13 protein-coding genes are annotated in these 18233 nt (G+C 38.5%); 6 read left to right on the top strand and 7 right to left on the bottom strand.

What is annotated here, in order from left to right; translation table 11 throughout:
* Nucleotides 1–15 precede the first annotated feature (15 nt).
* The 5 genes from MQE36_RS15520 to MQE36_RS15500 form a co-directional block, all read right to left on the bottom strand.
* Nucleotides 16–1989, bottom strand: coding sequence for a heavy metal translocating P-type ATPase (locus tag MQE36_RS15520; protein ID WP_242936881.1), 1974 nt, complete (start codon nucleotides 1987–1989; stop codon nucleotides 16–18).
* A gap of 85 nt (nucleotides 1990–2074) precedes the next feature.
* Nucleotides 2075–3280 (bottom strand): efflux RND transporter periplasmic adaptor subunit, encoded by a 1206-nt coding sequence (locus tag MQE36_RS15515; RefSeq protein WP_242936880.1) that lies wholly within the window; start codon nucleotides 3278–3280, stop codon nucleotides 2075–2077.
* A gap of 1 nt (nucleotide 3281) precedes the next feature.
* Nucleotides 3282–7610 (bottom strand): CusA/CzcA family heavy metal efflux RND transporter, encoded by a 4329-nt coding sequence (locus tag MQE36_RS15510; RefSeq protein WP_242936879.1) that lies wholly within the window; start codon nucleotides 7608–7610, stop codon nucleotides 3282–3284.
* Nucleotides 7611–7705: 95 nt separating this feature from the next.
* Entirely contained in the window at nucleotides 7706–8011 is a 306-nt protein-coding gene (locus tag MQE36_RS15505) for a DUF6660 family protein (protein WP_242936878.1), read from the bottom strand.
* A 42-nt stretch (nucleotides 8012–8053) separates the two neighbouring features.
* Nucleotides 8054–8461 carry a Fur family transcriptional regulator gene (locus MQE36_RS15500; RefSeq protein WP_242936877.1) on the bottom strand — a complete coding sequence of 136 codons (408 nt, stop codon included), beginning with the start codon at nucleotides 8459–8461 and terminating at the stop codon, nucleotides 8054–8056.
* A gap of 104 nt (nucleotides 8462–8565) precedes the next feature.
* On the opposite strand from MQE36_RS15500, the gene MQE36_RS15495 reads away from it, so the two are divergent.
* Together MQE36_RS15495 and lpdA are read left to right on the top strand one after the other, a co-directional pair.
* The gene (locus tag MQE36_RS15495; RefSeq protein WP_242938868.1) at nucleotides 8566–9156 is read left to right on the top strand and encodes a Crp/Fnr family transcriptional regulator; all 591 of its coding nucleotides are present in this window, start codon (nucleotides 8566–8568) and stop codon (nucleotides 9154–9156) included.
* Nucleotides 9157–9381: 225 nt separating this feature from the next.
* Nucleotides 9382–10788 (top strand): dihydrolipoyl dehydrogenase, encoded by a 1407-nt coding sequence (gene lpdA / locus MQE36_RS15490; RefSeq protein ID WP_242936876.1) that lies wholly within the window; start codon nucleotides 9382–9384, stop codon nucleotides 10786–10788.
* 90 nt (nucleotides 10789–10878) lie between these two features.
* Here the strand turns inward: lpdA and MQE36_RS15485 are convergent, their stop codons facing one another.
* The gene (locus tag MQE36_RS15485; protein ID WP_242936875.1) at nucleotides 10879–11616 is read right to left on the bottom strand and encodes a tyrosine-protein phosphatase; all 738 of its coding nucleotides are present in this window, start codon (nucleotides 11614–11616) and stop codon (nucleotides 10879–10881) included.
* A gap of 189 nt (nucleotides 11617–11805) precedes the next feature.
* On the opposite strand from MQE36_RS15485, the gene MQE36_RS15480 reads away from it, so the two are divergent.
* Nucleotides 11806–12186, top strand: a complete 381-nt coding sequence (locus tag MQE36_RS15480; protein WP_242936874.1) for a hypothetical protein — start codon at nucleotides 11806–11808, stop codon at nucleotides 12184–12186.
* Between the two features lie 174 nt (nucleotides 12187–12360).
* Here the strand turns inward: MQE36_RS15480 and MQE36_RS15475 are convergent, their stop codons facing one another.
* Nucleotides 12361–14094, bottom strand: a complete 1734-nt coding sequence (locus tag MQE36_RS15475; RefSeq protein ID WP_242936873.1) for a tetratricopeptide repeat protein — start codon at nucleotides 14092–14094, stop codon at nucleotides 12361–12363.
* 213 nt (nucleotides 14095–14307) lie between these two features.
* On the opposite strand from MQE36_RS15475, the gene MQE36_RS15470 reads away from it, so the two are divergent.
* From MQE36_RS15470 to MQE36_RS15460, 3 genes are all read left to right on the top strand, one after another.
* On the top strand, nucleotides 14308–14841 hold the full coding sequence (locus MQE36_RS15470; protein WP_242936872.1) for an NADPH-dependent FMN reductase: 534 nt from the start codon (nucleotides 14308–14310) through the stop codon (nucleotides 14839–14841).
* A 154-nt stretch (nucleotides 14842–14995) separates the two neighbouring features.
* Nucleotides 14996–15796 (top strand): polysaccharide biosynthesis/export family protein, encoded by an 801-nt coding sequence (locus MQE36_RS15465; protein ID WP_242936871.1) that lies wholly within the window; start codon nucleotides 14996–14998, stop codon nucleotides 15794–15796.
* Nucleotides 15796–18195 (top strand): GumC family protein, encoded by a 2400-nt coding sequence (locus MQE36_RS15460; protein ID WP_242936870.1) that lies wholly within the window; start codon nucleotides 15796–15798, stop codon nucleotides 18193–18195. Before MQE36_RS15465 ends, MQE36_RS15460 begins: the two co-directional genes overlap by 1 nt.
* Nucleotides 18196–18233: the final 38 nt, after the last annotated feature.

The following is an 18233-nucleotide window of genomic DNA, read 5'->3' as shown; positions in this document are numbered from 1 at the left end:
TTTATTGAAATTATATCATGTGATTTTAGCTTCATAAGCCAGGAGCCTTAGCGCATTAAATACAACAACAAGTGTCGAGCCCTCGTGCATCAATACTGCGGGCCCGATAGTAGCTATACCTGTAATAGTTAACGGAATTAGTATAGCCACCATGCCCAAACTTATAAAAAGGTTTTGTTTGATAATCTTTTTGGTTTTTCTGCTTAAAGCAATGGCAAAAGGCAATTTATCTAAGCTGTCGGCCATTAAAGCAATATCGGCTGTCTCTAAAGCTACATCACTGCCAGCCGCTCCCATTGCGATTCCTACGGTGCTATGCGCCATTGCCGGGGCGTCGTTAACACCATCTCCAACCATAGCAACTTTTCCGTTTTTATGTTTTAGTCTTTTTATGGCCTCTACTTTTTCTTCAGGTAATAGTTCACCCCAGGCATCAGTCAGGCCTATTTTTTTAGCTATGGAGCTGGCAACTAATCCATGATCACCAGAGATCATGATTATTTGTTTTATTCCAAGGCTTTTTAACTGCTTAATTGTCGGGATGGCTTCGGTGCGAGGAATATCCATGAGCGCTAATATTCCGACAAAAGTATTTCCTTTACTGATAAGCATAGTCGTTTTTCCATCCGAGGCAAGATTGATTAAGGTCTCTTTAATGGGGGTCGAAATATCTAGCTCTTTTTTATTTTCAAATAATTCGACATTGCCGATAAAAACATTTTCATTATTCAGGTCGGCTTTAATGCCTTTGCCAGGAATGGCCTCCAGGCTATTGACTTTCGGTAAGTCACTGCCATCGATCTTTTTCAGTCCGTCATTAACAATAGCCTTCGCTAGTGGATGGTCGCTCGATTGTTCTACGGCGACGGTAATTTTTAACAGTTCTTCTTTAGTGTATCCTTCAAAAGGAATAATATCGGTGAGTTTAGGGGTTCCTTCAGTAAGGGTTCCCGTTTTATCGAAAGCGAGTGCCTTAAGGGAACCAAGATCTTCCAAAGGCCTTCCGCCTTTTATCAGTACTCCACTTTTAGCTGCACGTGCTATACCGCTTAAAACGGCACTTGGTGTGGATATGGCCAGGGCACACGGACTTGCTGCCACCAAAACAGCCATGGCACGATAAAAGCTCTCACTGAAGCTTTCATCAATAATCAGAAAGGCAAAATGTAATAAGACAACTAATATCAGTACCGTCGGAACAAAATATTTTTCGAACTTGTCGGTAAATTGTTGAGTTGGTGATTTTTGTGTTTGGGCTTCATTCACAAGTTTGATTAACCGTGATAAGGTAGAATCGACAGATTTCTTAGTTACCATGACTTCTATGGTATTATTACCATTTAAAGTTCCGGAAAATACCAGATGCTGTGGGTCAATATTGGTTTCTTTCCACCATTCTTTTGAAGAATCTTTTACTGCAGTTTTTTCGACCGGAATACTTTCGCCTGTAATTGCCGCCTGATTGATGCTACTACTCCCTTCAATGATAATCCCATCGGCAGCTATTTTTGTATGAGGTTTAATTAAAATAACGTCACCCGGACCTAAATTGTCAATAGGGATTTCTTTAGTTACTCCATTTAATTTTACAAGAGCTGTTTTCGGAACAATATCAGCAAGTGACGCAATAGAATTTTTAGCTTTGTTCATAGCAAAATGTTCCAAAGCATGACCGAGGCTAAATAAAAAAAGTAAAAGCGCTCCTTCAGCCCATTCCCCTAAAATGGCTGCCCCTATAGCAGCAACAAGCATTAAAAAGTCTATTTCAAAGCCGCCTTTAGACAAAGTGCCGATTGCTTCTTTTGTAGTGAAAAAGCCCCCGAAAAAATAAGAGGCGACATATAATATTAAACTAGGCCAATACGGAATAGTATCAATATAAGTAAACAAATAACCCAACCCCAAAGCTGTACCGCATATTATAGAAAAGACAAGCTCTGTATGTTTTCCGAATATTCCTTTCTCGTGATGGTGATGACAAGTATCCATTGTTTTGTTTTTAATTAAGTTTCCCGGTTGGATTTAAGGCCATTTCTGAATGTCTTTATTAGAAATGACCTTCATTGATGATGGTTTAATGACTATGTTCGGCTTCCCCTTTTTTCATTTCAGCCATTAAATAATAGGCGTTGTTGAATACAAACCGGGTATTTGCAGAAACCGTATCTAAAAATGTAATGGCACTCCACTCCGCATCTTCATTATTTATAATGACCTCTATGGGAGAGAAAGTCCATTTATCTCCTTTTTTTTGAGCAGTAAAGGCATAATATGAATCTCCTTCTTTTACAATTCCTGAAGAAGGCAAAGCCACTACTTTGGTGTTGTCTGTTTCAACCCGGCCTTGAATATACATGCCCGGGATGAGGTTCCCTTTTTTATTTTCTATTTCCGCGTGGATATGAACGGCTTTGGGATTTTCCTCAAAGGTTTTGCCCACCGAATAGATTTCTGCGGTAAGTTCTTCTCCGGGTAGCGACTGTACCTTAAAGCGTACTTTTTGTCCTTCTTTTACTTTGTGAATATCCTTTTCAAACACCATGAGGTCCGCATGTACATGATGGGTGTTTACAACTTCAAAGAGTTCTGTCTGTGGTTCTACATACTGTCCGGTTTTTATATCCACTTTTTGAATGAATCCGTCTATGGGACTTCTAAGACCTATTTTTTGCTGAATGTTTCCTTGTTTAACGGCCGCGATGTTGATGTTTAATATTTTTAACTGAGCCTCCAAACCGTTGACCAGGGATTTAGAGGCCAGATAAGCGGCTTCAGCTTTTTGAAAATTCATACCCGAACCTACCCCTGCATCGTATAGTTTTTTCTGACGTTCGTAATCTTTTTTCAAGAACTCACGGTTGCTGTATGCATTCAGAAAGTCTGTTTGAACCCTGATAATATTCGGATGAGACAAGTAGGCAATGATTTTCCCTTTTTTTACTTCATCTCCCTCAATAACTTCGATAGAAGTAACATTGGCTCCAACAACAGACGTAACGGAAGCTTCATTTTGGGGCGGGACTTCGAGTGTGCCGTTTGCTTCCACATAATCACTTATGTTTCTTTTCCCGATAGTATCAACCTTCATCTGCAAAGCTTCAAACTGATTGTTTGAAAGTGTTATTTCTTCTGCATGATCATCAGAAGGTTCATCGTGAGAATGCTCATTTGCATGATCGTGTTCATGTTTATCGTTTTTATCTGTACTTTGTTTGCTCCCGCAACCGGCAATAATAGTTATGAGCAATATAAACAGGATTTTATACATGGAATTTTTCATTTTAAGATTGTTTGAAATATTGTAATTGGAATAAACTGTTTAAATAATTAACAAGAGCTTCTTGAGCTGCAATTTCTGAGGCAACAGCTTCTTTGATCATCTGCGTGAACCCCGTATAATCTATAGAACCTTCTTTGTAGGCTAATAAGGCTCCGGAGCGCTGTTCTTTAGCCAGGGGGAGTACCTCGGTTTTATAAAAATTCCATGATTCTGCCCATTTCTTATAAGTTACAATAGCTTGTTTAAGCTCAGATTCAATTAGCTTTTTATTGTAATCTGTTTGTAACCTGATGATCTCTGTATCAAATTTTGCCGTTTTAATTCTGGCCTTGTCGTTTCCTGATAAAAAAGGGATTGAGATGCCTGCCTGATAACTATAAAATCCACTATTGTTGTTTACCTCTTGCAATCCGCCCTGAAGGTTGAATTTAGGGAGCATATTTGATTTAGTGCTTTTATGATTTGCTTCAGCCAATTCGAGCTTTTTTTCATTGGCTAAATATGCAGGGTGCGAATTGACAGTTAGTTGCTGTGTATCGATTAACAAAGGTTCCAAATCATCGGAAACCGTATATAATGTATCCGAAACCAGCCAAAGATTTAATTGCTCAACGGCAATATTATAATCTTTTTCTATTTGATCCAGTTTGTTTTGAATCTGTAAGGCTTGATTTTTAGCTGCCAGATATTCTAGTTTTGAGATCGCCTCCACTTCATAATTTAAGGCAACTGCTTTGGAAAAATTCGAATAAATAGCATCTAATTCAGTATATAGATACAATTGCCTTTTGTATTTAAGTGCCTGTGCCCAGGATTTTTTTACTTCGGCAGCTACTTCTAGTTCTGTTAGCTGATATAATTGTTTTGCGTATTCTATTTTTTGTTTTTGGAGCTTTCTTTTAGAAAATGAACCGAGAATATCGATATCCGACTGACTGAAACCAATCGTCGTATAGATACCTGCATCGCCATTTATCTCTTCTCCACCGGTAAATACCCGGGTGGTGCCTAAATCAAAAGTTGTGCTTTTTAAAGCCTCTTGTTTTTCAATCTCAGCTAATTTTTGCTGAAGCAGGGGATAATTTTTCCGGGCGATGGCGACGGCTTCGTGTATACTGATCTCCGCATAAGGATTATTTTGTGCATTTACCGCAGATGGTATAGCCATTAGTAAAACGAATACAGCCACAGTAGATACGAGTTTCGTATTTAATTTTACCTGAGATGATTTTTTTTCAACCCAATGATATAGTATAGGTAAGATGAAGAGGGTTAGCAGGGTAGAAGTGATTAACCCTCCTATGACCACGGTGGCTAGAGGCTTTTGTACTTCTGCTCCGGCTGAAACCGAAAGCGCCATGGGTAAGAACCCCAGCACATCGGTAAAAGCAGTTAGCATTATGGGACGGATTCGGCGTTTAGTTCCTTTTAAAATCCGCTCTTTTAAATTGGTAACGCCTTCTTCTTTCAGTTCATTAAGTCCACTGACCATCACCAAACCGTTCAATACAGCCACTCCAAAAAGCACTATAAATCCAACTCCTGCCGAGATACTGAACGGTAAATCCCGAATCCATAAGGCTAATACACCTCCTATGGTAGCCATAGGAATGGCAACATAGATCATCAGGGTTTGCGGAAATGATTTTAAAGCAAAATAGATAAGAATGAATATGAGAAACAATGCTAAGGGAACGACCATCTGTAAGCGGTTGCTTGCCCGTTCAAGGTTCTCGAAGGCCCCACCGTACCTTATGTAATAACCGGGAGGGAGTTTAAAGTTAGCCTTGAGTTGTTTTTGGATGTCCTGTACAACCGATTTTACGTCGCGGTCTCTTATATTGATGCCGACATAAGTCCTTCTGTTGGTGTTATCCCGGCTTATTTGCATCGGTCCCGGACGGTAACTGATTTCCGCTACTTCCCTTAATGGGATCTGGCTTCCTGACGGGAGCGTTATGAAAAGGTTTTTGATATCAGATATGTCCGTACGGTTTGTTTCGTCCAGACGAACAACCATATCGAAGCGTTTTTCCCCTTCAAAAATGACTCCGGCACTGGCACCGGCAAAAGCTGCCTGAATAACGTTATTCAATTCATTTACCTGCAATCCGTATTGTGCCAGTTTGTTTCGGTTGTATTCCACAGATATCTGAGGTTGCCCGGTGGTAGCTTCTACTTTCATATCGGCGACACCAGGAATATTAGCGATGAGTTTGCCAATTTCTTCAGCTTTGGCAGCCAGTACTTCCAGATCTTCGCCAAATAATTTGATAGCCACATCTTCTCTTACTCCGGTAAGAAGTTCATTAAAACGCATTTCAATCGGTTGTGTGAATTCATAATTAACCCCCGGGATGATGCTTATAGCTTTCTTGATTTTTTCGACGAGTTCTTCTTTGTTATCAGCAGACGTAAACTCTAAAGGGTCATCAAGTATGACGAAAACATCTGCAATATCCATAGGCATCGGATCTGTAGGTACGTCTGCAACGCCAATCCGGCTTATAACAGATTTTACTTCCGGAAACTCAGCTTTTATGATTTGTTCAATTTTGGTGGTAGTTTCTATGGTTTCGGAGAGTGAACTTCCGGGTTTCAGTATCGCATGAAAGGCAAGATCACCTTCATCAAGTTGAGGGATGAATTCACCGCCCATTTTGCTGAACATGAAAATAGTAAGCGTAAAGATGAATACGGCACCACCCAGAATGAATTTTCCTTTTTTTAAAGCCATGGAAAGAAGGGGTTCGTATTTATTTTCTATCCAACGAACAAACCGGTCTCCATAAGATTTTTTTCTGCTTTTTGATACTTTTAGAAATAAAGCAGAAGCCATTGGTACATATGTCAGGCAAAGTATCATAGCACCGATCATAGCGAATATAAATGTAAGGGCCATTGGCTGGAACATTTTTCCTTCAACTCCTTCCAAAGCCAATATGGGGATGAACACAATCAGGATGATAAGCTGACCAAAGAATGCAGAGTTCATCATTTTTTTTGAAGCCGAGGCTGTCAGCAGGTCTTTTTCGTGCGATGATAATTCTTGGCTTGATATTACCTTTGTCGTAATTAAAAAAACCGTACTTTCTACAATAATAACAGCACCGTCTACAATAATTCCGAAATCAATAGCACCCAGGCTCATCAAGTTGGCCCATACGCCAAAAACATTCATCAGTATAAATGCGAATAAGAGAGATAAAGGAATTGTGGAGGCGACAATGAGTCCTCCCCGCCAGTTTCCCAGCAAGAGAACTAAAACGAAAATAACGATAAGTCCTCCTTCTAATAGATTATTGGTAACTGTTCCGGTAGTTTCTGAAATTAATTCACTCCGGTCCAAAAAGGGCTTTACCGTTACTCCCTCGGGGAGTGATTGTTGTATTTGCAGCATTCGGGACTTTACATTTGTTATGACGTTGTTGGAATTGGCCCCTTTTAGCATAAGGATCATACCTCCGACAACCTCACCCTCTCCGTCTTTGGTAAGGGCACCGTATCTTACGGCGCTTCCTATGGTTACATTGCTGATATCTTTTATCCTGATCGGGATATTGTTTACATTCTTGACAACTATATTTTCAATATCGGATACAGATTTAACCAGTCCTTCTCCTCTTATAAAGTTAGCTTGATGGTTTTTTTCGATATACGCACCTCCTGTATTCTGATTGTTATTTTCAAGAGCCGTAAAGACATCCGAGATAGAAAGTCCGATGGCTCTTAGATCATCAGGTTTAACGGTGATCTCATACTGTTTCTTCCTCCCTCCAAAAGCATTCACTTCTATAACCCCCGGAACCATGGCCATTTGTCTCCTGATAATCCAGTCCTGGATGGTTCGAAGATCGGTTTCGTTATATTTGTCGGTATAAGCCCGGTCTACCTCAAGTGTATATTGGTAAATTTCCCCTAGTCCTGTCGAGATAGGCCCCATGGAAGGCTTTCCGAAGCCTTCGGGAATTTGTTCTTGTATTTCAGGTAGTTTTTCAGAAACAAGTTGTCTGGGGAGATAAGTCCCCATATCATCATTGAAAACGATTGTAACCACTGAAAGCCCGAAACGCGATATAGACCTTATTTCTTCAACTTCAGGAAGATTACTCATAGCCAGTTCTACCGGATATGTGATGAATTGTTCAATTTCTTCAGTTCCTAAATTAGGTGCCTGTGTAATAATTTGCACCTGATTGTTGGTTATGTCCGGAACAGCATCTATGGGTACTTTTGTCATACTCCAGATACCGGCCCCGACAATAGCAAGGGTGAATAACCCTATGATAAATTTGTTATTGATTGAAAAATCAATGATTTTATTAATCATTATGATAGTATTAATTCAACATTTTTTTATGGTATAGACCATGGGGTCTTACTGTACAGAAGACCATTATGGGTTGTAAACGTGGATATGTTGAATTATATCTGGGGAGGGCGGAGTAGTTTTTCCAGGTGAGAGTCGGTTACCAGGCTTAGGTAGTTGTTTGTAACTGACACTATAACAGTGTGTGTATTTTTAACCTCAAATAGTTGTGTTGGAAAAGTCGTATGAGAATGGCAGCATTGACATACACAAAAGGGAGAACAAAGATCTATATGTTGTTCGTGATCGTTATGATCGGCAGTTACCTGCATTTCACATTCTGCTTTCACCTCGGCATCAGAACACGGAGCCAGGGAGAGTCCGATTAAAAAAAGCGATAATATGAATGCTATTGATTTCACATTGTAAAGATAAAAATAATTTAATGCAACCGGTTTGCAAAATTATGGATTGCAATTGGGGCATGTGCCTGTATATACCATATTAACTTTCTTAACTGTAAAACCGGAAGGAATGTTCGTAGAAGGTATTTTAGATTGTGTAAAACAAAATGTCTCTTTGCACTCAGTACAATGAAAATGGATGTGTTGATCCTTAGGTTCACATTCGCAACCTTCTTCACACATAGCATATTTTATTGCTCCTGTACCGTCGTCGATGCTATGGATCAGCTTCTTTTCTTCAAAAGTCTTTAAGGTTCTGTATAATGTGGTTTTATCGGCCTTTTCAAAACAAGCTTCCAGATCACCAAGACTCATGGCACTTTTACACCCTATTAATTGTTTTAACACCAACAACCGCATAGAGGTAGGCTTGATATGATGCTTATTTAAAGCTTTTTCCAGATTCATTAGCATAAATTACGGATAATCAAATGTACAAAATACAAATTCAAAATATGATGGAAACAAAGTATCTTTATGGAATTATAAAATGGGTTTTTAAAAAACAGCAGATGTTTGAGAATTTTAAAAATTATCTGGTAGATAAATCGGGAATAGAAGATCAGCAATGTGAAAAATTAGCAGACACAGTCCGGGCTCTTGAGTTTAAGAAGGGAACGTATTTACTGCAGCCAGGAGAGGTGTGCTATGATACATTTTTTGTGGAGCAGGGACTTTTAAGAGCATTTACTGTAGATGAAGACGGTAAAGAACATATTATTCAGTTTGCTCCGGAAAGCTGGTTGATATCGGATAGAAGTAGTGCTTATTTTAATGAACCTGCGGATTACTTTATTGAAGCCATAGAAGACACCGTGGTAATTTTAGTAAACAAGGAGTTCATCAATAAGCTATCTGAAGAAAGTGAATCGTTCAGGAAATACAACAACCGATTGTTACACAATCATATAAGGCATTTGCAGAAAAGGATAAATTTATTGCTTGGAGCCTCCGCAGAAAAAAGGTATTTGGATTTTATAAAACTCCATTACGACTTAACCTTACGCGTACCTCAGTGGATGATCGCTTCGTATTTGGGTATTACCCCGGAAAGTTTGAGCAGGGTCAGAAAGGAGTTGGCCAAAAAGAATTTTAAATTATGATAAAGGTGATTTTAGGCCTGTAAATTAAACATAAAGCAGATCAGAGATAATATTCACCAATTCAGATAAAAGAATCTTTAAGAAATATCTAAAAGTCAAGACTTAAACTTCATGGCAGTCCGGTAAAACATTTGTATTTTTGTTGCTGTTTTTGAAATCGCTTAATTCTTTGAAAAAAGTCTGGGCGAGTTCATTTTAATTATAAAACTTACAACAAAATATATTATGAACCAATACGATGTAGCCGTTATCGGCTCAGGTCCGGGTGGGTATGTAGCAGCGATCCGCTGTGCTCAATTAGGAATGAAAACAGCCATAATCGAGAAATATTCAACCCTTGGAGGTACATGTTTAAACGTTGGGTGTATTCCTTCAAAAGCACTTTTGGATTCTTCTCACCATTATCATGACGCTGTAAAACACTTTGAAGAACACGGGATAGAAATACCTGGAGAGGTGAAAGTAAATCTTGAGAAAATGATAGCACGTAAGCAGGCTGTTGTTGACCAGACATCGGGAGGTGTTAAGTTCTTGATGGATAAGAACAATATTGATGTTTATGAAGGATTGGGGAGTTTTGCAGATGCTACTCATATAGAAATCAAGAAGAATGATGGTTCTACAGAACAAATCGAGGCAAAAAATACGATCATAGCAACAGGGTCAAAACCATCGACCCTTCCTTTTATAGATATAGATAAGGAGAGAATTATCACTTCTACGGAAGCTTTAAAGCTTAAAGAAATACCAAAACACCTGGTTGTTATTGGTGGTGGGGTTATAGGTTTGGAACTGGGTCAGGTATACAGTCGTTTAGGTGCCGAGGTTACGGTAGTTGAGTTTATGGATAAGATTATACCAACAATGGATGCCGATCTTTCTAAGGAGCTCACCAAAGTATTGAAAAAACAAGGCTTTAAGATCAATACAAGCCATAAGGTTAAAGAAGTTACCCGCAAAGGAGATCAGGTAATTGTAAAAGCTGATGACAAAAAAGGAAATGAGGTTGTTTTTGAAGCAGATTACTGTTTGGTATCAGTAGGAAGAAGGCCATATACAGACGGTCTGAATGCCGGTAAAGCCGGTGTGAAATTAAATGAGCGGGGACAAGTAGAAGTGAACGCACACCTTCAAACAAATGTTTCGAATATTTATGCCATTGGTGATGTTGTAAGAGGTGCAATGTTGGCCCATAAGGCCGAAGAAGAAGGTGTAATGGTGGCAGAGTCATTGGCCGGGCAAAAACCGCATATCGATTATAACCTTATCCCTGGCGTTGTTTATACATGGCCGGAAGTGGCAGCTGTCGGAAAAACAGAAGCCCAGCTGAAAGAAGAAGGGGTTAAATACAAGGCGGGGAAATTCCCGATGCGTGCATTAGGGAGAGCGAGAGCCAGCATGGATATAGATGGATTCGTTAAAATATTAGCGGATGCTGAGACTGATGAGGTACTGGGGGTACATATGGTAGGTGCCCGTGTAGCCGATCTTATTGCAGAAGCAGTAACCGCGATGGAATTCAGGGCAAGTGCCGAGGATATATCGCGCATGAGCCATGCGCACCCGACTTATGCAGAGGCGGTGAAAGAAGCAGCCCTGGCGGCGACAGACAACAGGCCGTTACATGTTTAGATCGTGAGCGAGCGATATGAGTGAAAAATAAAAAGAGGAGATCCTGATCTCCTCTTTTTTATATAACTAAAATTGTACGGTCAGAGACCGTTAAAATTCAAAATCTCTTTTCGTATTAATGACTGCCCGTTCGACATAGGGAATTAGTTTTTTGGAAATCTTTAATTCTTTAACTTGTTTCAGATGGCGCTCGTGATGTGCATCTGTAGCGATGTAATCAATCATTCCATTCAGCAAAAGCTGCTCTGCCTTTTTTTGAACTCCCGCTCCGTAATTACCGCTTAAAGAAAGGATGTTTAGCTGAAATGCGCATCCTCTTTTCTTGATGCTTTCATAGCTTTTGATGCCTTTTATATACATATAACGCTCCGGATGTGCCAAGATAGTTTCGTATCCCTGATTTTCCATTTCAAATAACATCTCGTCGAATTGCATGGGTTTAGAAATGAATCCGGTTTCTACTAAAACAGCCTGGTCTTTTAGAGGGAGCAGGGTTTTGGCTGCAGTCATATTCATAAACTGTTGGTCCATCAGGTGTTCAGCCGCAGCTCTAACCTTTATCCCGATAGTTTCGAAATTTTTGTGTGTCGTTAATGTTGCAAGACCATTATTGATCTTAACGGCATCAAGATTATAATAATCTTCCATCATATGAGGAGTCGCTATGATGTTTTTGAAACCAAGTGATTTATACAGTTCAAGCATGCTTAAACTGACATTGACATCTTTAGCCCCGTCATCAACAGCAGGGATCAAATGACAATGTATGTCTGTGAAATTTTCAAACAGATCGGCAACAAAATGTTTAGAAGAAAATATTGATAGCATAAAAATAAATCGTTAATTGTTTAATAAATCTCAGATTCAGGGGTACTTTGATTTAAGTGAAATGCAAAGATAAAATGAAAAAATTAAATAGCTGTCATTTATGAAAAAAGCGATTCACAAGTAAAGTTATTATGCCTGAAACGCAACCATTTCTATTTTAGGACATCTAAATAGAAAAGCAGCACTGATATGAAACGCATCTTTTGGTTATTGGTATTTATCCCTTTTGTCTTTAATTCTTGTGAAGACGAAGAAGATGATGTTACAACAGCTCAAATGACAGGAGAGTATGAGGGATATTTTGACAGGGATGGTGTGAAGTCAGGGGTAACTTTGTTCATTTCGGAAAAATCGTTTTCCGGAACAAGCGCACAAGTGAAATTTCCTGCTATTTGTAACGGAACGTACCGTTTAAATGGTAAGACCATAGAATTTGTAAATGAATGCCCCTGGACAGCTGAATTTGACTGGACTCTTATTTTGAGCGGTAAATGGAGCTATAGAATTGAGGGGAACAGTTTGCATCTGGAAAATAGTTTAGGGGATTTTTATATGCTTGAAAAGAAATAGCTTGTTTAACAACAAAAAAGAGGTGAATTTCACCCCTTTTTCAATCAAAACTAACTAACTCAAATTTTAGTAAATGATTAGATTTACTAAACATGTTAAATCAAACTGAGTATTTATGTGAGAACATTTTTATTGTAGTGGATTTTAAAAGATGTGATTCATACTCAGTTTGATTTATTTTAAACGGGATGTAGTTATTTCTACATCTGCTGTAGCCCAACTGTTTTTTAATAATTTTTCTGTCTCTTTTACTTTTTCAAGATTATTCATTTTTTGATAGGCCAGTTTTAAGCCATGTTGTGCCCACCCGTTTTTAGGTAGCAACTCTAAATCTTCACGAAATGTTCTAATAGCGTCTTTATAATCACCAGCTTCAATTTGAACAGCTCCTAAGTGATGACGTACCGAAAAGAACCAGTCGGGCGGTTCCTGGTAATTAAGACCGTCTTCAATAATAACAGCCTCATTGAGCAGGCCGATACTTTCTCGATAGTTTTCTTCGCTGGCCAGAATTTCAGCTTCCAGAACCTTCTCTGCAATTTGAACAATTGTATAAATTGAATTAATTCCCCAGATGCTCATTTCCTTGAGCGATTCATCTGCGGCTTTTTCTTTTAATGCGTTGAGTTCAACTTTAGCCTTTTCGATATCATTTTTTCCTAAATAAGCCATTCCCCTGGCATAATTCTTTATGGCATTCGGATATTTAAGAGTGTCCGTAACCAATTCGGTTTCCAGGATATGATCCCACTTTCCGAATTTAACAGCTACATAGAACGGGATCATATAATAGTGTTGGAGGGTAAACCATTCCGGCTGTTTCATAATATCAGGATGAATGCGTTCAGCCAGTTTTTCGGCCCCTGTCATTGCCCAATGACTATTTCCTTCTAATGTGGCCGTAGCAGCCAGGAAATGATAATTATGCGGATAATAAGCCAGCGGATAAATACCTTGTGCATGACACGCAGAGGTATAAATACTATCTATTGCTACAGCATTGATGTTCGCAATTGTACCTTTATGGTAATCACCTGTTCTTATATATGTATGCGAAGGCATATGTGTGAGATGGCCAGATCCCGGTACAAGTCCATTATCAAACATGGCGGCACTTTTTATAGATCTTTCCGGGTTGGTAGAGGCTTCAACAGCGTGAATGTAAAAGTGATGTGCACCGGGATGATTTGGGTTTTTGTCCATAATACTTTCAAGGAGCGATACAATTTCAGGGGTCCATTTTTTTGGGGTACCGTCTTTTTCATATAAATCCCAAGGGTGTAAATCCATTACGGACTCGGCATACAGGGCTGCTATTTCTGCATCTTCGGGATATTTTTGATAAAGCTTTTTCATAGATTCGGAATAGGCTATATCTAGATTGCTTCTGTCGTCAACCGGCTCGGCTACATATCTGGCAGACAATGCATGAATCAGGTCTTTCTCTTTTTGGGTAGCATGCTCAGAGAGTTCTGTAGCTTTCCGGATAGCTTTATATGCTCTCTCGTAATTTCCCGGCTCCATCCCTGCATTGTAGTTTGGACCCAAGACATATGCATATCCCCAATAGCACATTGCACAATCAGGGTCTAATTTTGAGGCATAATAAAACGACCGTGCAGCTTCTGCATGGTTGAAACCGTAGGCTAATACCAAACCCTGGTTAAAAAACTTTTGAGCTTCTTTACTTTTTGTAGTGATTGTATAATTTAAAACATCTAAACCATCTATTTCAGGGGCTTTATGATCTGAATTATACCAGTCTGTATCTGTAGTTTTTGGAACGCAACCATATTTTGATTGTGCAATTTTTTCAATTGCAACGGTTTTTTGGTTACTTTTTGTTTCTCTTTTACAGGAAAGAAAAAAGAAAAGTATCCCCATAAAATATATGGACATTCTTTTCATGGTGGTTTTTAGTTGATTGGTAATCGCTTTTTAAAGTTACAAAATATTTTTATAAATATTTGATTTTTATTTCCTTATAAGGTTTTCGAAATATAAATCCGGGTGTAGGTTGCAACATTTATCCGGAACAAAAAATGTGTTTACCGTACTTATGCGATTTATATAAACACGAGTTGAGTATATTTGTTAAATTACTCGGAAACAATATCAGAAATGAAAAAGATTTTAGCATTTGCAGGAAGTAATTCTTCGCGATCGAAAAATTATCAGTTAATACTTCATACGGTTTCGTCGATCAGTGGTTTTAAAGTTCAATCCTTGGATATGAGCAAAAAAACCTTCCCTGTGTTTAGTGAAGACCTGGAGCGAGAAGAAGGTTATGGAGATCCGTTGTTAGAATTTTTAAGACAAATACGAAATGCCGATGCCCTGATTGTTTCGGTAAATGAACATAATGGAAATCCTTCGGCGTATTTTAAAAATGTAATAGACTGGTTATCGAGAATAGACAGGAATTTTTTGATAGATAAAAAAGTATTTCTCATGAGTACTTCTCCGGGACGTAGAGGAGCTTCCGGTTCTTTGGAAATATCAAAAGACCTGTTGTTACGTTTTGGAGGTGAAATTATAGAGACGTTTTCCCTGCCCTCCTTTAACCATTTTTTCTCTGAACAAGGAGGAATTCTTGAAGAACCCTACAAAACAGAGCATTCTATTAAGCTGAAATCTTTTTTAGGACAAATTTAAAAGGGGGTAAACCTAAACTTATTCACTAAATTATTAACTATCAGTTAAAAATATATGAAAAAGCGACATATCCCCTTCATAAGGTAGGAAAATAACTAATATTCGATTATTTAGTTTTAAAAGCATTCTTTATATTTGCCGAAATTTACTTAATATGGTCAAAAGCAAAATGATGAAAATTAGTGTGTTTTGTGGTTTAATCGCACTGCTTTTATCTTCTTGTGTTTCGCGTCAGAAAATGGCGTATTTCCAAAATATGGAACGCTTAGAAGGCAATAACACACCTAATTACTACACAACCGTTATAGAGAATAACGATCTTTTAAATATTACCGTATCGCCTTCCGGTGCTACTGAAATGGACCTGAAGCTGGTACAGCCCTTCAACTTACCTATAACGGCTGCTCCAAATGTAATGGGAAATATAACCGGACAGCAACGTTTACAATCTTATTTGGTGGATAACAAAGGGAATATTGATTTTCCGGTTTTGGGCCAGTTACATGTAGCGGGTTTAACACGTCAAAAATTGATCGAACTGCTCAAAACACGCATATCGGAATATGTTGATAACCCGATTATCAATGTACGTATAGATAATTTTAAGATATCTGTTTTGGGAGAAGTAAAAACACCCGGAGCATACCAGATAGAAGACGAACGTATTACCCTGCTTGAAGCCTTGGCTTTGGCAGGAGATATGACTATCTATGGACGCCGGGATAATGTTTTGATCATAAGAGAAACCGAAGGAATTAAGAAATATGCTTATGTAGATATTACGCAAAGCGACTTCATAGATTCTCCGTATTATTATTTGCAGCAAAACGATGTAGTCTATATTGAACCGAACAAGGCTCAAATGCAGTCGTCCGTTTACAACCGAAATATCCCCATTTTTATATCTGTAGCTTCCGTATTAATCTCGCTGGCTATTCTAATTACCAATAAATAATGAGTAAAGAACCTGTTTATATTGACGATCAGTTTGAGGATGAAATTCACTTAAGGGACCTGGTTGAAAAATACCTGCGTCACTGGAAGTGGTTTGTCATAGGTGTATTTGTATGTGTAGTGGCAGCTTTCTTTTATTTGAGGTATGCAACACCCGTTTTTAGAACAGAAGCGAGTATTGTGATTAAAGAAGAAGATAAAGGAGGCATGGGATCTCAGTTATCTGCTTTACAGGATATCGGTGTTCTGGGAGGCATGGGAGGCGCCAGTGTTGAGAATGAAATAGAGATTTTAAAATCCAAGCGCCTGCTTCAAAAAGTAGTTAATGAATTGGGGCTTAATGTAAGTTATTTCGTTAAGGAGGGGATCAAAATAAATGAGGTTTACGGAAACATTCCTTTTTATGTTAAGATCCTGAAATACAACGATGAGGTGAATCTGGCAGAAGAGATGCCGGAAGAGCCGTATGAAATAGCGCTGATAAACGATAAGCAAATTAGTATTAACGACGGCGAACAAACGAATACCTACGAATTAGGCGCTAAGATTGTACTGCCTTTTGCCGAGATCATGGTCGTACCTAATATCGTTAAGAAAAAACGATTAATGGTCGATGCCAATCGTTTTTTGGTCAGCTTTAAGACAATTGAAGGAGCAGCCATCGGTTTGGAGGAGGCAATTCAGGTGAGTCTAGCAGATAAAAATGCCACCGTCATCAATATGGCTCTGGAGCATCCGTTAAAGACCAAGGCGCAGGATATACTGAACGAGTTGGTTAACCAGTATAACGAGGATGCAATTATAGACAATAACCTGGTGTCAAAAAACACAGCTGAGTTTATTGACGAGCGTTTAAAAATTATCGGAAGAGAGTTAGATTCAGTCGAAACTAATAAAGTGAGTTTTAAGTCTCAAAATAAACTTACGGATATTGAAGCAGAATCAGTATTATTTTTAGAAAATGTAAATGAAGTAAACAAAAAGCACTTAGAGGTGGCTACCCAAATGGAGGTGACCAATACCATGATTGCTTATCTGAATGAAGGTGATAATGCCAAATTACTGCCTACTAACCTGAGCGGCCAGGAAAGCGAAGGAATGGCCGAACTTATTAATACATATAATACTCTGGTTATAGAACGAAACGAAATGTTGAAGAATTCTACAGATAAAAACCCTGTAGTGAAGAATATCAACAGCCAGATCGATCAGTTGCGTTCTACGGTATTAAATGGATTACAGACACAAAAAACCGGTTTAAGAATAGCAATGAATGACCTGAGGAGGCAAGAAGCCATCATGGATAATAAAATTGCTAAGGTTCCGGGAAAGGAAAAAGAATTTAGAGGTATTGAGCGCGAGCAGAATTTAAAAGAGGCTTTATATCTGTACTTATTACAAAAAAGGGAGGAAGCTTCTATAAATATGGCGGTTACGGCCCCTAAGGCAAAAATCGTTGATTATGCCAACAGTACTGTAAAACCGGTAGCTCCTAAGAAAATGATCGTAATGGGAGGTGCATTTTTAATGGGATTACTGATTCCTTTCTTATTTATTTACGTTGGGGATGTGCTGAACAACAAGATCGTTACCCGTAAGGATATAGAGCGGGCTTTACCTAACCTGCCTATTATAGGAGAGTTGCCAAGTTTGGGAGATAAAGAAGAAAAGATTATTGCTGACGATGATCGTTCAGTATTGGCAGAAGCTTTTAGAATTCTACGTACAAACCTTCAGTACATGTTTGTAAATCACAATGTAGAAGATGGAGCTAAAACAATATTGGTTACTTCAACAACGAAGGGAGAAGGAAAGTCGTTAGTGTCTTCAAATTTAGCAGTAACCCTTGCAGATACCAAAAAGAAAGTTGTCCTAATAGGTGCTGACTTGAGAAATCCACAGTTAAAGCAGTATATTCAGCACAATAAACGTCAGAGCGGTTTGTCGAATTACCTGTATAACGACAATATAGAGTTGGATGATATCATTAATCCTTCAGGAATTAAATCTAATCTGGATATGATTTCATCCGGAAGTATACCACCAAACCCGGCAGAGTTATTAATGGGGGATAAAATAAAGACTTTCTTTGAAGCACTTAAAAATCGCTATGATTATGTGGTAATCGATTCTGCTCCGTTATTGTTGGTTACCGATACTTTCTTAATTAATAAATATGCTGATGTAACGGTTTATGTGATGCGTTCAGGGTATGCAGAAAGTAAGTTCACCGATTTCGTTTCCGATACTTTAAAAGAGAAGAAACTAGAGCGTGTGGCTATGGTGTTAAACGATGTGAGTATGGCTAACTTTGGTTACGGAAACAAATATGGCTATAATTACGGAGGAGAAAAAGATGGTATCTTAGAGAAGATCAAAAAGATTTTTACGCGGTCATAATAAACCCTTCAGAACATTTAAATCCTGATTACTAAATT

Source organism: Zhouia spongiae, from assembly GCF_022760175.1.
GTDB classification, from domain to species: Bacteria; Bacteroidota; Bacteroidia; order Flavobacteriales; family Flavobacteriaceae; genus Zhouia; species Zhouia spongiae.
This window is presented reverse-complemented; position numbering and strand designations above follow the sequence as displayed.

Excerpts from the sequence above, each read along its gene's own strand:
- MQE36_RS15515 (WP_242936880.1), bottom strand. The coding sequence starts at position 3,280 with ATGAAAAATTCCATGTATAAAATCCTGTTTATATTGCTCATAACTATT.
- MQE36_RS15500 (WP_242936877.1), bottom strand. The coding sequence starts at position 8,461 with ATGAATCTGGAAAAAGCTTTAAATAAGCATCATATCAAGCCTACCTCT.
- MQE36_RS15495 (WP_242938868.1), top strand. The coding sequence starts at position 8,566 with ATGTTTGAGAATTTTAAAAATTATCTGGTAGATAAATCGGGAATAGAA.
- MQE36_RS15485 (WP_242936875.1), bottom strand. The coding sequence starts at position 11,616 with ATGCTATCAATATTTTCTTCTAAACATTTTGTTGCCGATCTGTTTGAA.
- MQE36_RS15520 (WP_242936881.1), bottom strand. The coding sequence starts at position 1,989 with ATGGATACTTGTCATCACCATCACGAGAAAGGAATATTCGGAAAACAT.
- lpdA (WP_242936876.1), top strand. The coding sequence starts at position 9,382 with ATGAACCAATACGATGTAGCCGTTATCGGCTCAGGTCCGGGTGGGTAT.
- MQE36_RS15480 (WP_242936874.1), top strand. The coding sequence starts at position 11,806 with ATGAAACGCATCTTTTGGTTATTGGTATTTATCCCTTTTGTCTTTAAT.
- MQE36_RS15475 (WP_242936873.1), bottom strand. The coding sequence starts at position 14,094 with ATGAAAAGAATGTCCATATATTTTATGGGGATACTTTTCTTTTTTCTT.
- MQE36_RS15470 (WP_242936872.1), top strand. The coding sequence starts at position 14,308 with ATGAAAAAGATTTTAGCATTTGCAGGAAGTAATTCTTCGCGATCGAAA.
- MQE36_RS15460 (WP_242936870.1), top strand. The coding sequence starts at position 15,796 with ATGAGTAAAGAACCTGTTTATATTGACGATCAGTTTGAGGATGAAATT.
- MQE36_RS15510 (WP_242936879.1), bottom strand. The coding sequence starts at position 7,610 with ATGATTAATAAAATCATTGATTTTTCAATCAATAACAAATTTATCATA.
- MQE36_RS15465 (WP_242936871.1), top strand. The coding sequence starts at position 14,996 with ATGGTCAAAAGCAAAATGATGAAAATTAGTGTGTTTTGTGGTTTAATC.